The sequence below is a fragment of the Mesorhizobium sp. M0019 genome (genome assembly GCF_040323975.1).
GTDB lineage: Bacteria > Pseudomonadota > Alphaproteobacteria > Rhizobiales > Rhizobiaceae > Mesorhizobium.
Genome location: NZ_JAMYVK010000017.1, coordinates 15,096 through 28,337 on the forward strand (window position 1 = coordinate 15,096; position 13,242 = coordinate 28,337).

The 13,242-nt window shown below is 63.4% G+C and carries 15 protein-coding genes; 8 read left to right on the top strand and 7 right to left on the bottom strand.

The features are described 5' to 3' along the window. The first annotated feature begins 9 nt into the window (after window positions 1-9). The 6 genes from NKK47_RS14460 to NKK47_RS14485 all read left to right on the top strand — a co-directional run bounded on the left by NKK47_RS14460 (window position 10) and on the right by NKK47_RS14485 (window position 4,842). Window positions 10-915, top strand: coding sequence for a carbohydrate ABC transporter permease (locus tag NKK47_RS14460; protein WP_023722315.1), 906 nt, complete (start codon window positions 10-12; stop codon window positions 913-915). Between the two features lies 1 nt (window position 916). After that, on the top strand, window positions 917-1,876 hold the full coding sequence (locus tag NKK47_RS14465) for a carbohydrate ABC transporter permease (protein ID WP_352448403.1): 960 nt from the start codon (window positions 917-919) through the stop codon (window positions 1,874-1,876). Next, a complete protein-coding gene (locus NKK47_RS14470; RefSeq protein ID WP_023675179.1) occupies window positions 1,873-2,094 on the top strand; it encodes a hypothetical protein in 222 nt (73 codons plus the stop codon). The genes NKK47_RS14465 and NKK47_RS14470 overlap by 4 nt, the downstream gene beginning before the upstream one ends. Further along, window positions 2,091-3,194 (top strand): ABC transporter ATP-binding protein, encoded by a 1,104-nt coding sequence (locus NKK47_RS14475; protein ID WP_352577401.1) that lies wholly within the window; start codon window positions 2,091-2,093, stop codon window positions 3,192-3,194. Before NKK47_RS14470 ends, NKK47_RS14475 begins: the two co-directional genes overlap by 4 nt. Further along, a complete protein-coding gene (locus tag NKK47_RS14480; RefSeq protein ID WP_352577403.1) occupies window positions 3,194-4,315 on the top strand; it encodes an ABC transporter ATP-binding protein in 1,122 nt (373 codons plus the stop codon). The genes NKK47_RS14475 and NKK47_RS14480 overlap by 1 nt, the downstream gene beginning before the upstream one ends. A gap of 245 nt (window positions 4,316-4,560) precedes the next feature. Further along, entirely contained in the window at window positions 4,561-4,842 is a 282-nt protein-coding gene (locus NKK47_RS14485) for a hypothetical protein (RefSeq protein ID WP_352448400.1), read from the top strand. Window positions 4,843-4,854: 12 nt separating this feature from the next. Here the strand turns inward: NKK47_RS14485 and NKK47_RS14490 are convergent, their stop codons facing one another. Then, on the bottom strand, window positions 4,855-5,835 hold the full coding sequence (locus tag NKK47_RS14490; protein ID WP_023675183.1) for an AraC family transcriptional regulator: 981 nt from the start codon (window positions 5,833-5,835) through the stop codon (window positions 4,855-4,857). A gap of 90 nt (window positions 5,836-5,925) precedes the next feature. On the opposite strand from NKK47_RS14490, the gene NKK47_RS14495 reads away from it, so the two are divergent. Further along, complete coding sequence (locus NKK47_RS14495; protein ID WP_352577405.1) at window positions 5,926-7,149, top strand: MFS transporter; 1,224 nt, start codon at window positions 5,926-5,928, stop codon at window positions 7,147-7,149. Here the strand turns inward: NKK47_RS14495 and NKK47_RS14500 are convergent. Then, a complete protein-coding gene (locus NKK47_RS14500; RefSeq protein ID WP_352577407.1) occupies window positions 7,146-7,493 on the bottom strand; it encodes a GFA family protein in 348 nt (115 codons plus the stop codon). The genes NKK47_RS14495 and NKK47_RS14500 overlap by 4 nt on opposite strands. 120 nt (window positions 7,494-7,613) lie before the next feature. Here NKK47_RS14500 and NKK47_RS14505 point away from each other — a divergent pair, with 120 nt between their 5' ends. Further along, a complete protein-coding gene (locus tag NKK47_RS14505; RefSeq protein WP_352577409.1) occupies window positions 7,614-8,909 on the top strand; it encodes an amidase in 1,296 nt (431 codons plus the stop codon). Between the two features lie 14 nt (window positions 8,910-8,923). On the opposite strand, the gene NKK47_RS14510 is transcribed toward NKK47_RS14505, so the two are convergent. From NKK47_RS14510 to NKK47_RS14530, 5 genes are read right to left on the bottom strand one after another with little or no spacing between them, the layout of a single operon-like run. Further along, window positions 8,924-9,307 carry a DUF6748 domain-containing protein gene (locus NKK47_RS14510; RefSeq protein ID WP_023675186.1) on the bottom strand — a complete coding sequence of 128 codons (384 nt, stop codon included), beginning with the start codon at window positions 9,305-9,307 and terminating at the stop codon, window positions 8,924-8,926. A gap of 42 nt (window positions 9,308-9,349) precedes the next feature. Next, window positions 9,350-10,330, bottom strand: a complete 981-nt coding sequence (locus NKK47_RS14515) for a hydroxyacid dehydrogenase (RefSeq protein WP_352577410.1) — start codon at window positions 10,328-10,330, stop codon at window positions 9,350-9,352. Between the two features lies 1 nt (window position 10,331). Continuing rightward, on the bottom strand, window positions 10,332-11,048 hold the full coding sequence (locus NKK47_RS14520) for a FadR/GntR family transcriptional regulator (protein ID WP_292661187.1): 717 nt from the start codon (window positions 11,046-11,048) through the stop codon (window positions 10,332-10,334). A 1-nt stretch (window position 11,049) separates the two neighbouring features. Then, the gene (locus tag NKK47_RS14525; protein WP_352577411.1) at window positions 11,050-12,219 is read right to left on the bottom strand and encodes a mandelate racemase/muconate lactonizing enzyme family protein; all 1,170 of its coding nucleotides are present in this window, start codon (window positions 12,217-12,219) and stop codon (window positions 11,050-11,052) included. Between the two features lie 55 nt (window positions 12,220-12,274). Beyond that, window positions 12,275-13,162 (bottom strand): sugar phosphate isomerase/epimerase family protein, encoded by an 888-nt coding sequence (locus NKK47_RS14530; protein ID WP_023675190.1) that lies wholly within the window; start codon window positions 13,160-13,162, stop codon window positions 12,275-12,277. Window positions 13,163-13,242: the final 80 nt, after the last annotated feature.

Consider the following 13,242-nt stretch of genomic DNA (forward strand, 5'->3'; position numbering starts at 1 on the left):
AGCAGAGTCTTGGCGACCACGATGATCACCACGCTGGACAGGTCCTCGCGGGCCGCCGCTCGCGGTCTAAGCGACATTTCGATCCGCAATCTCTTCATCATCCCGACGATCCTGTTTCTGATCGTCTTCAACATCTTCCCGCTGATCTATTCGCTGGGCTATTCGTTCACCGATTTCCGCGCCTCGACCAGCGCGGCGGCGAATTTCGTCGGGCTGCAAAATTATCGCGACCTGCTCAGCGATCCCTATGTCTGGTCCAACTTCGCCATTACCGCAAAATACGTCATCATCTCGGTCGCCGGCCAGCTGCTCGTCGGCTTCGGCGTGGCCATGCTGCTCAATCGCGACATTCCGCTCAAGGGCCTGCTGACGACGCTCCTGTTGTTGCCGATGATGCTGTCGATGGCCGTCGTCGGCCTGTTCTGGAAGCTGCTCTACGATCCGTCCTTCGGCATCATCAATTATGCGCTGGGCCTCGGCACCTTCGAATGGCTGTCGGATCCGAAAATGGCGCTCTATGCGGTCGCGCTGACCGACATCTGGATGTGGTCGCCCTTCGTCATGCTGTTGTCGCTGGCCGGCCTGTCGGCCGTGCCCAAGCATCTCTACGAGGCAGCCGCGATCGACAGGGCCGGGCCGTTCTACACCTTCTTCCGCATAACGCTGCCGCTTGTTGCGCCGATCCTGATGATCGCGGTCATCTTCCGCACCATGGAGGCGTTCAAGACCTTCGACCTCGCCTACATCCTGACCAGCCAGCCGACGGCCGAGCTGATCTCGATCCGGCTCTACAAGATGGCGTTCCAGGAATGGCAGACCGGGCGTTCCTGCGCGCTCGCCTACATCGTGCTGATCATGGTGCTGGCGATCACCAACATCTATGTCAAATACCTCAACAAGGTGAAGGAGCGCTGAGATGGCCGCAGTCCGCACTTCTTCCGAAATCACCTTCAACCGGGTCGCCATCGTCGCTGTCCTGCTGGTGACGATCATCTTCCTGGCGCCGATCTACTGGATCGCCTCGACGGCGTTCAAGCCGCGCAACCTCGCCACCACCATTCCGCCGACGGTGGTTTTCCAGCCGGAGATATCGCCCTTCGTCAAGTTGTTCACCAAGCGTTCGCAGCTGCGCAGCCCGCCGTCGCCGGAGGAGTACGCGGCTGCGCCGTGGTGGGAGCGCGTCGTCTTCAATGGAGGCGAAAAGATCGTGCGCGACGGCAAGGGCCAGGTGCAGTGGTCGGGCTATCCGAGCCGTTTCATGAACTCACTGATCGTTGCCATAACCTCGACCGTCCTGGCCGTCGGCATGGGCACCTTCACCGCCTATGGGTTCTCGCGCTTCAAGGTAAAAGGCGAGGCGGACCTACTGTTCTTCATCCTGTCGACACGCATGCTGCCGCCGGTGGTCGTCGCCATTCCGATGTTCCTGATGTACCGGGCGGTCGGCCTCAACGATTCCCATATCGGCCTGATCATCCTTTACACCGCCTTCAACCTGTCCTTCTCGGTGTGGCTGATGAAGGGCTTCATGGACGAGATCCCCAAGGAGTATGAGGAGGCGGCCCTCGTCGACGGCTATACGCGCATGGAGGCCTTCTTCAAGATCGTGCTGCCCGAGGCCGCCACCGGCATCGCCGCCACCGCCGTGTTCTGCTTTATCACGGCGTGGAACGAATATGCCTTCGCACTGATCATGACCAGCCGCCGTGCCCAGACAGCACCGCCCTTCATCCCCAGCCAGATCGGTTCCGGCCTGCCGGACTGGACGGTGATTGCCGCCGGAACCTTCCTGTTCCTGCTGCCGGTCGCGATCTTCACCTTCCTGCTCCGCAACCACCTGTTGCGCGGCATGTCGTTTGGAGCGATCCGCAAATGAGCTTTCGCGACATCAACCAGAAATATCTCGAACCGGGCAGCCAGGTGCTGATGGTGCTCGGTATCATCGCGCTCTGCCAGCCGTGGAACATGCTGCTGCACAGCTATGGCGTGACCATCATCCTGATCGGCCTGATCGGCTTCAACATCACCTCCAAGATCGCGCCGGAGGAGAAGGCCGGCACCGGGCAAGGGGCAAATCCGGGGGCACAGCATTGACCCAGATCGAGCTTCGAGGCGTCCAGAAATATTTCGGCGCCGTCCAGGTCATCAAGGACCTCAACCTGAAGATCAACGACAACGAGTTCATCGTGCTGCTCGGCCAGTCGGGCTGCGGGAAGACGACGACGCTCAGGGCGATTGCCGGGCTGGAGACGATCGACGGCGGCGACATCCTCATCGACGGCAAGCCGGTCCAGCACCTCAAGGCCGCCGATCGCGATATCGCCATGGTCTTCCAGTCGTTCTCGCTCTATCCGCATATGAGCGTCTATGAGAACATCGCCTTTCCGCTCAGGGCGACGCGCAAGAGCAAGGCCGAGATCGACAGCGAGGTGCGCTCGGTCGCCAAGACGCTGCAGATCAGCGATCTCCTCGCCAAGAAACCGTCGGCGCTGTCGGGCGGCGACATGCAGCGCGTGGCGATCGGCCGAGCCTTGGTGCGGCGGCCGAAGGCGATGCTGATGGACGAGCCGATCGGGGCGCTCGATGCCAAGCTGCGCGAGGAGATGCGGGCCGAGATCAAGCGGCTGCACATCAAGCAGGGCTCGACCAGCATCTACGTCACCCACGACCAGATCGAGGCGATGAGCCTCGCCGACCGCATCGTCATCATGCATGAAGGTGTGCTGCAGCAGGTCGGCTCACCGGACGAGGTCTATTCGCATCCGGCGAATCTTTTCGTCGCGCAATTTGTAGGCAGCCCGGTGATGAACGTCGCCGACACTTCGGTGACCGAGAAAGCCTCATCGGCCTCGGTCACCGTCGGCGATGCGGCCGCCGGTTTCGAATTCCCGCGCGCCTTGCTGTCGAAGCTCAACGGCCATGCCGGCAGCCAACTCGCGCTCGGCATCCGGCCGGAAGGCGTCCTCGTCCGCCGCGAAGCCGCCGAGGGATTCTTGCCGGTGGAGACGCAGATCGTCGAGCCGCTCGGGTCTTTCGACATCGTCGACCTCAAGGTCGGCTCCAAGATGCTGCGTGCGCGCACCAAGAGCGGCTTCATCAGCGGCCCCGGCGAAAGGGTCTTCGTCAGAATCGATCCCAGCCAGGCGCATTTCTTCGACACGGCGAGCGGCAAATCGCTGGGAGTGAGACTCTGATGGCCCACATCCAACTCAAGAACATCTCGAAGAAATTCGGCAACCACACCGCCTTGACCGGGCTCGATCTCGACATCGCCGATGGCGAGTTCTTCGTCCTGCTTGGCGAGACCGGCGCCGGCAAGACGACGACGCTGCGCATGATTGCCGGCCTGGAAAAACCGAGCGAAGGCCAGGTCTTCATCGACGGCGTCGATGTCGCCGACTGGGGCGCGGCCGAGCGTGACGTGGCGCTGGTGCTGCAGCAATATTCGCTGTACCCGCGCTATACGGTACGCCAGAACCTCGAATTTCCGCTGAAGCCGAAGATCCGCCGGCTGCCCGATGCCGAGATCAAGGATCGTGTCGACCGCGCGGCCAGGACGCTGAGGATCGAGCATCTGCTCGACCGCAAGACCGACAGGCTTTCAGGCGGCGAGATGCAGCGCGTCTCGATCGGTCGCGCCATCGTGCGCAAGCCGCGGGTATTCCTGATGGACGAGCCGTTGTCGGCGCTCGACGCCAAATTGCGCGAGGCGCTGCGCACCGAATTGAAGAACCTGCAGATGCAGCTTGGCGCCACCTTCCTGTTCGTGACGCATGATCAGATCGAGGCGATGTCGATGGGTGACAAGGTCGGCGTGCTCAACCATGGCCGCATCGTCCAGACCGGCACGCCGTACGAGATCTATAACAATCCGCGCGACACCTACGTGGCAAGCTTCGTCGGCTCGCCGCCGATGAACCTCATCGACGGCAAGCTCGTCAACGGACGTGCGGTGATGGCGCCGCTCAATTTCGAATTGCCGTTTGCGGGGGGTGCCAAGACTTCGGGGGGTACCAAGACTTCGTGGGGGCTAAAGACGGGCGCGGCGACCGACGGTCGCCCGCTCGTCTTCGGTATTCGTCCCGAGGACGTCTATCTCGAGACCGGCGCGCCGGTCGAGGCGCGGGTCCATGACGTCGAGAACCATGGCGTCGAGAAGATCCTGACGCTGCGGGTCGGCGACGCCATGCTGCGCGCCACCGTGCCTGCCAGGACCGACGTCCAGATAGAGCAGCCGGTGCGCTTTGCCTGGAACCCGGACAAGGTGGTGCTGTTCGACAAGGGCAGCGGAATAAGCCTGCGTCACGCCGGCTAAGTACAAGCGTCTTTACTGCGCTAGAGCGGGATGCGTTCAAAGTGAACCGTGCATCCCGCTCTATCCATGTGTTTTAGCCGCATTTGTGCGACGCCACGTGATTCCACTTGGCTGCGAAATGCTCGAGTCTTCCCGTCATCCCCCGTACGGGGGATGCGGATGCTCCGATTTGTCGAATAGGCTGATCCTTTGGTCCCAAACGGCTTTGCAAGCCCAATTTGGAGGCCCAAAATGGAGGGTTGGCTATGGGAAATCTGTTCCGCAGTTTTGCGACGATCCTGCTCGTCGCCGGTATGGGATTGTCGGCGGCGCATCTGGGCGAGGCGCAGGCAGCCAAGAAAGTTGTCGCCGGCGCGAAGGTCGACGCCAAGAAGATCAAGGACCTCAACGGCACGGTCAATCTGTCCACCAGCGACTGCAAGCTGTTGTTGAGCGGCACCGTCGTGGAAGTCTCGGATGGCAGGTGCGGGGCCTCCGGCAAATATTGCAAGAGCAGCGCCGGCTCGGCCTGCATTACCGAGCAATAAGCCGGCCAACGTTTAGCCGGCCTGGCGGATCTCCGCCTGTTCCTCGGCCCGGAAATGGCTGGGCGGCGATCCGATGACCCGTTTGAAGGCGCGGCTGAAGGAGGCGTCGGATTCGTAGCCGAGACGAGCCGCGACGACGGAAATCTTGAGCCGGTCGCGGACCAGCCATTGCCTCGCCTGGTGCATCCGCACCTGCGTGACGTACTTTGCCGGTGTTTCGCCGACAATGGTTGCGAAGCGCTCGGCGAAACCTGATCGCGAGGCACCCATCATCTTCGCCAGAGCCTCCACCGTCCAGTCGCGGTTCGGTTCCAGATGGATCGCGGCCAGCACCCGGCCGATCTCGCGGTCCCTGACCGCCGCAATCCAACCGGAAGAGTCGCCGCAGCCGCGCTCGACCCATGAGCGGATGACGGTCGCGGCGAGCACATCGGCCAGCCGCGCCAAGATGCCGCCGGAGCCGACGCGCTCCATCGTCACCTCGCGGGCCATCGCTTCCAGCAAATGCGGGATACCTGGCTCATAGGCCTCCAACTCATGTGCGCGCATCACGTCCGGCATCATGCCGAGCAAGGGGTGCAAGCCATCGAGATTGAAATACATGCTGCCGAAAAACAGCAAGGTCCCCGGACGGCAGCCGGGCATGCCGTCATTCGACATGCAATAGACACCCTTGCAGATTTCCTCGACCTCATAGCCGTGGATCGGCGCCGCCTCGATACCCGGCTCGCTCGCCAGCGTGTGGGCTGAGCCGCGCGGCAACAATACCGCGTCGCCCGCCTTGAGCTCGACCCATTCACCGGACGGCTGCAGCAACCAGCAGCCTTTGCGGCCGATGAAATGAAACCGTGCCGCCGCCTGAGCCGGAAAATGGATGCCCCAGGGTTCCTTCATCTCGCAACGGCCGTAATCGACGCCTTCGAGACGCAATCCGCGCAATATGTCTGTCAGCGGATCGCCGGTGATTGGAATTTTGGACGAACGGTCAAACATAATGGTGTTTCTAGCATGGAAACTCCAGCTAGTCACTCCTTATGTTGCATTGCAGCCAAATGCTGCGCTGCAACAGACCGGAGATCCCTCATGACCGAACCCGCGACAGGCGTCATGGACGCCGTTCTCGATCCATCGGAAACCGGCGAACGATCCGAGCCCGCATGGGGGGCGGTGGTTTCCCTGGCGCTCGGAGTCTTCGGCCTGGTGACCGCAGAATTTCTGCCGGCCAGCCTGCTGACGCCGCTTGCGCAGGATCTCGGCATCACCGAAGGCGCCGCCGGGCAGGCGGTAACGGCGACGGCCGTCATTGGCGCGATTGCGGCGCCGACCATGGCTATTGTCACCAAGCGGCTGGACCGCAGGCTGGTCATGTTGGCGCTGACTGTGCTGCTTGTGCTGTCAAACCTGGTGGCCGCGTTTGCGTCGTCGCTTCCTGTTCTTCTGATCGCCCGCATCATGCTCGGGATCAGTCTCGGCGGCTTCTGGTCGATGTCGGCGGCCATGGCGATGCGGCTTGTCCCAATGCGGCTGATGCCGCGCGCCATGTCGATCATTCTCACCGGCGTTTCGGTGGCGACGGTCTGCGCGGCTCCGGTCGGCGCCTATGTCGGCGACATCTGGGGCTGGCGGACGGCGTTCATGATCGCCGCCGTGGTCGGTGCGCTGGCGCTGCTGGTGCAGGTGGCTACCATTCCGAAGCTGCCGCCTGCAGGTACGGCAGGTTTTCGCACGCTGCTGGAGGTGATGAAGCGGCCGATGATCAGGGTGGCACTGCTGGTGGTGCTGCTGGTCGCCTCGGGACATTTTGCCGGCTTCACCTATGTCCGCCCGTTTCTCGAGAAGGTGCCCGCGCTGGACATCGAGACGATCTCGCTTGTGCTGCTCGCCTACGGCATTGGTGGCTTCTTCGGCAATTTTGCCGGCGGCTTCATTGCCGAACGCAGCCTCAAGGCAGCCATCAGCCTGGCGCCCCTGCTGATCGCGTTTTCGGCGCTCCTGCTGCTGGTGGTCGGAGGTTCACCCGTCGTGGCTGCAATAGCAGTGGGCAGCTGGGGCTTTGCCTTCGGCGCCGTACCAGTCGGGCTGCAGACCTGGCTGGTGCGGGCCGCCCCCGATCAGGCGGAAAGCGCCGGTGGGCTCATGGTTATGACGTTCCAGGTCGCCATCGCGTTGGGCGCCGTCTTCGGCGGCCTGCTGGTCGACAATACCGGCGTTGCCACCGCCTTCGCCTATTGCGCGGCGGCGACGTTGCTTGCGGCACTGGCGGCGTTCTTCCTTGGCCCCAAGCCGATCGACGACCCCAAGGCCTAAACGGAACGGCCGTCGAAGTCGAAGACCGGCACGGCGGCGACGTCCAACGCCTCGATGCAATTAATATTGATATAGGCACTTCGCCCGCTCCCTTCGCCGATATCCTCGGCGAAGGGGTGAATGCCGCAGCTGCGGCAGAAGCGGTGGGCGATGACATGGTTGCCGAAGCTGTAGCGGCCGAGATCATCGCCCCAGGCAAGCACCCACATGCTCTCATGCGGAACTGCCCATAGCAGTGCACCCTTGCGCGAGCAGATCGAGCAATTGCACCGAACGGCTCCGGTCAGCTCGCCTTCGACCTCGAACGCGACCTTGCCGCAGTGGCAGCTGCCTTGGTAGAGCATCGGGCCTTCCTCCTTCGGTTCGACAGGTGCAAATCCGACCGTGCCGGGCTATGTCTCCTGCGGCCAGTTTCTGGCTACTACGTTAAGACGTTGCAAGCGCGCGGAGTCCGACACCGAAAAATGCAATCAGCCCGCGATCACCTCGAAGCAATTCTTTCGCCTCTTGCCGCTCGCGTCGACGATGAGAGGGTTTTCGTAAAGCTCTACCCGGAAGCCGCACGGGCGGCGGCGGACGCCACCGATGCGCGGCGAAAAGCCGGCGTCACGCTCGGGCCGCTCGATGGGGCGATCGTCTCGATCAAGGATCTGTTCGATGTCGCCGGCGAGCCGACCACGGCGGGCTCTCTGCTGCTCGCCAACGCAGCGCCGGCGCTGCGGGATGCCATTGTCGTGCAACAGTTGCGCCAGGCCGGTGCAATCATCCTCGGCAAGACCAACATGACCGAGTTCGCCTTTACTGCGATCGGCGTCAATCCACATTATGGCACGCCCGGCAATGCTAGCGATGCCAGCCGTATTCCGGGCGGCTCCTCCTCAGGCGCCGGCGTTTCGGTGGGCGAAGGCACCAGCGAAATCTCCATCGGTTCCGATACCGGTGGTTCGGTGCGCATTCCGGCATCGCTGAATGGCGTCGTCGGTTTCAAGCCGACTGCGCGGCGCGTGCCGCTCACGGGTGCGTTTCCGCTGTCAGCCACGCTGGACTCGATCGGTCCGCTGGCCCGCACCGTCGCCGAATGTGCGGCGGCCGATGCAGTGATGTCGGGCGAAAACCTGGCGGCACTGTTGCCGCTGCCGCTGGACGGCCTGCGCATCGGTATTGCGCGCGGCGTGCTGTTCGATGATACGCAGGAAGAGGTCGCGACGACGTTCGACCGGTGTCTGCGCAAGATAGAGCTTAGCGGCGCACGGCTTGTGGAGCTGTCGATCGACGACCTGCTTGCCGATCTGCGCGTGGCAACCCAACGCGCGTCGATCGCGGCGATGGAAGGGGCGGAGATCCATGCCGACTGGCTGGCGATGGGAGCGACGAGGCCGGTCGACCCGCGGGTAAGCGGGCCATTGTCGCGCGCCGCCGCCATTCCGGCCACGGTCTATATCAGGGCAATGCGCCGCCGCACGGCGCTGGCCGCCGCGATGGATGACCGGCTGGCGTCGGTCGACGTGCTGGCCCTGCCGACCACACCGGTGACGGCGCCGACGATCGTGTCGATGACCAGCGACGAGGCTCTGTGCAACAGGACGGAAGGCCTTCTGCTGCGCAACACGCAGGTCGCCAACCAATTCGATCTATCAGCCATCTCGCTGCCGATGCCGGGAATGACGCGTCCGGCCGGGCTGATGCTGGTGGCGCGCAATGGCCATGACCACCACCTGCTGCGCATCGCAGCGGGCGTGGAGGGGCTGCTTGCAAATTGATCGGATAGCGCGTGTCAGCGCGACGAGCAGTGGCCGCGTTCGCTGTCCTTGGCGGCGCGTTCGATGCTGGTGGCGACCAGCCAAGGCAGGGTGTACCGCTTGCCGTTGAAGGTCCGGGTGCGGTTCTCGATCGAGCCGACAACAACGACCTTGCCGGCATAGAGCTTGTCTGAAAGATCGAGCGCCTTGTCTTGCTGGGGCAGGCGATCGATGTCGATTGAAACGCCTTTGATGAGCTTCCCAGCAGCGAGGTCGAGTGCGCTGTTCGATGGACAGGGTGCCGCCACGCAGCGTATGCCGTTGTCGCAGAACACGTAGCTACCCTGTCCGTTGGCGAAGGCTTGCGCCGTCGCCACGCAGAAGCCGGCGGTCAGCAGGAATTTTGTGACGCTTGCCATGCCGGCACCATCGCCGGCGAATTCGGGAAAATTGGGGCGCTTTCAGAAATCGGCAGGGAACCGCCGCCGGTAGTGCTCGACCGCTTCGGGGTTGCGCAGATTGACCGGCAATCTGTTGGCCAGCACCAGCAAGGCTTCGCCAGCCGCGCCGACGCCCATGCGCATCATCGACTGCTCGGTAATCCCAGCCATGTGCGGGGTGACGATGACGTTGTCGAAGCCGAAATAAGGATGGTTGGGCGGTAGCGGTTGTGTAGCAAAAACATCGAGCGCAGCGCCGCCGATGCGGCCCTTCTGCAAGGCCTCGATCAGCGCGTCGTCATCGATCACCGGCCCGCGCGAAACATTGATCAGCAGCGCATCCGGCTTCATCCGCTCAATGCGCTCGCGGCTGATCAGCCCCCGTGTTTCGGGCGTCAGCGGGCAGCACAGAACGATGATGTCGCTCTGCTCGATGAGTGCATCGATCGACAGGAAGCCGACCCTGTCCGGCGCCGGCCGCATGCTGCGCGTCGTCGCCACCACATTCAGATCGAACCCATGGGCGGCGATGTGGCCAACCGCCTGACCGATCGCGCCGAGGCCGACAATGCCGATCGTCTTGCCCGCTAGCTCGCTGGCCACCACCGTGTGTTCGCGGCCCGCCAGCCAGCCCTTCGCACGCAAGTCGCGGTCCAACACACGGAAGCGCCTAAGCAGCGCCAGCGCCGCGAACATCACATATTCGGCGACAGATCGCGCGTTCACCCTCGGCACGTTCGCCACCAGCACGCCGGCCGCATTGGCCGCTTCCATCGGTACCATGTCCAGCCCGGCGCCGTGGCGGATCGCGGCCCTGAGCTTCTTCGCGCCTTCGAAAAGCGCCGCAGGCAAGGGAGCGCGAACGATGATGACATCGGCGTTCCTCGCCTCGGCGGCCAGCGTGGCCGCATCGAGGGCGGAAGCAACGACGAGTTCGCCGGCCCCGGTCAGCATGGAAGCGGCACGAGGGTGCAGTCTGTGTGTTGACAGGATCTTGAGCATTTCAGGCCTTTTCGAGCGCAGGGCTTTCCGGTTCCGCCCCACGCCCCTCGATCAGCCCCTTCCAGTAGCTTTCCGCGCCTTGCAGGTGGGCGCTCATCAGCGCCTGGGCGAGATTGCCATCGCGGCGCAGCAGCGCCTCGTAGATCTGGATATGCTCGGCATGGGAGCGCACGCTGCGTTCGGGATCGTTGAAATAGATCGGCAGGCGCAGTTCACCCATCATGTAGTAGACGCTGCAGATATTGTGGAAGACGCTGTTCTTGGTCGCCCGCACGATCTCGAGGTGGAACTCGCGGTCTTCCCGGGCAAGCCCTTCACCGGCGGCGATGCGATCCTCGGAGGCCTTCAGGATCTCGCGCAGCCGCTCGAAATTCTCCTCGGTGGCGCGTGAACAGGCAAGTTCGGCGGCCTTGATCTCGTGGATCTTGCGCAACTCGACCGTCTCGTAGATCTGGACGGGATCGAGCGGCAGGCCGGCGCGGGCGAACAGCGCCATCGCCTCGACGCTCGCCTGCTTCGTATCGATGTAGATGCCGGATTTCGCCCGTCGCTCGACGATGCGCATGGCCTCGAGAATGGCCAGCGCCTCGCGGATCTGGCCGCGGCTGACGCTGAAATGCTCTGCCAGTTCGCGCTCCGACGGCGTGCGGCCCGTCTCCTTGTCCGAATGGGAGAACAGATAGGCGGCGAGTTCCGCGAGAAGGTTCTTTTCTTTCATGTCAGCCGTGTTGCGCGTGCGCCTCCAGGAACCGCTCCGAAATGGTGAATCCCAGCCCGGGTCTATCAGGGATCGCTACCATACCGTCCTTTGCTTCGACAGTCTCTTCGATCAGATCGTGGATCATCGGGTTGGCGCCGAGCGAATATTCGACGGTGAAGCTCGCCGGCGAAGCAGCGCAGACATGCAGCCCGGCAAAGAAGCAGGGCGCGCCGGCCCAAAGATGCGGCGCAAAGCGCAGATTGAAGGCGCTGGCGATGGTGCCGATCTTCATCGCCTCGCTGATGCCACCGCAAAAGGCCGGATCCGGCTGGAAGATATCGGCGGATTTTAGCACGGCGAGGTCGCGGAAGGCATAGCGCGTCGCCTCGCTTTCGCCGGTGGCGATCGGGATCGAACCGCAGGCGCGCACCTCGGCCATGCCGGGCTTGTCGTCGGCGATCACCGGCTCCTCGAACCAGGCGAGATCGAGGTCGCCGGCGAGATGGATAAAGCGCTTGGCTTCGGCCACCGTGTAGGTGCCGTGCGCGTCGACCATCAGGTCGATATCGGGACCGAGCGCCTGTCTGGCGGCACGGACGCGAGCGGCCGAGATATGTGGGGCGCCGTCCATGGCGCCGACGCGCATCTTCAGCGCCTTGAAACCGCCCTTGGCGATGTAGGACTGCAGCTGGTCGCCGATGGCTTCCGCAGTGGCCCAGCCGCCGGAAGCATAGGCCGGCATGCGGTCCAGCTTGCGGCCGCCGAGCAGCCGCCAGACCGGAACGCCGAGCGATTTGCCAAGAATGTCCCACAATGCGATGTCGACGGCGCTGATAGCCGCGATGCTCATGCCGCGTCGCGCCAATTGCGGCATGGCGTGGCCGGCGCGAGCGGCGCTGTCGTGGCGCGTGCCATTATAGAGCATCTCCCAGATGACGCCGATGTCAGCCGGGTCGCGGCCGACCAGCTGCGGGCCGACCTCGTAGTTCAGCAAATGGACAAGGGCGCCGTAACTGCCGGCGCTGCCGGCGGCATTCTTGCCTTCGCCCCAGCCGACCAGCCCGTCGTTGGTTTCGATGCGCAGGATGGCGGCGTCGAACGTCGCCACCTGACCGAAGTCGCTGCGGTGCTGCTTCGCGGCTTCGATCGGTATGCGGACCCACCAGGCTTGGACCGTCTTGATGCGCATGTTCATCCTCGGCCCGGCCGCGGTGAGGCGGAAGGGCTCTTTCCAAACGGCTCGGCTACTTGATCAGCGGCAGCAGCGTTTCCGCGTTGATGCGCATCTGGTCGGTGTAGAATTTCTCCGTGAGCACGCTGGAGCCGTGGTCCTGAATGAATTTCAGCTGCTCCGGCGAGATGTCGACGGGGTTGCGTTCGACCATGTCGGGATAGGGGGCAGCCGGCGTGCGGTCGACGGGGGCGACGAATTCATTGGTCAGCGCGCCGTCATAGCCGATCTCCTTCAGCGTGCCGACGATCTTCGGCCAGTCGATCTGCCCGAGGCCGGCGGCGAAGCGGTTGTTGTCGGCGACATGGAAGTCGTACAGGCGCTTGCCGACCTGCCGGATGGCGTCGTAGACGTTAAATTCTTCCATGTGGATGTGGTAGGCGTCGAGGCAGACGCCGCATTCGGGACTGACCGCATCGGCCAGCGCCAGTGCCTGGGCGCCGCGGTTGAACAGATAGGTCTCGAAGCGGTTGAGCGGCTCGACCGCGATCTTGACGCCGACCTTCTTGGCGTGGGTAAAGCATTCCCGGGTGGCGTCGACCACCCATTTCCACTCCTCTTCCTCGGTGCCGTCCGGCACCACCTTGCCGACGGTGGCCGGAACCAGCGTGATGATCTCGCCATCAAGTTCGCTGACCATGGTCAGCACGTCCTTGACATACTGCACCGAGCGCTCGCGCTGGCCCTGGTCCTTGGCGGCGAGATTGCGCTCGCCCAGCATCAGCGTCACCGCTCCCCAGCAGCGAATGCCGTACTCGTTCAACAGTGCGCGCGTCTCCTTGGGCTTGTACTGTTCGGGTTCGCCGGAGATCTCGATCGACTCGTAGCCGAATTTCTTGATGCGCTTGAGCGTCGTTTCCAGCGGCTCCGCCCGCATCCAATTGTGCGTCGAAAGATGCATGGTCTATCCTTCCCAGAATCGCCTGTACCAGTTCGCCTGCGGCGCACTCTGCCGAAGCGTGCCGCATGATTCCTCCCCAA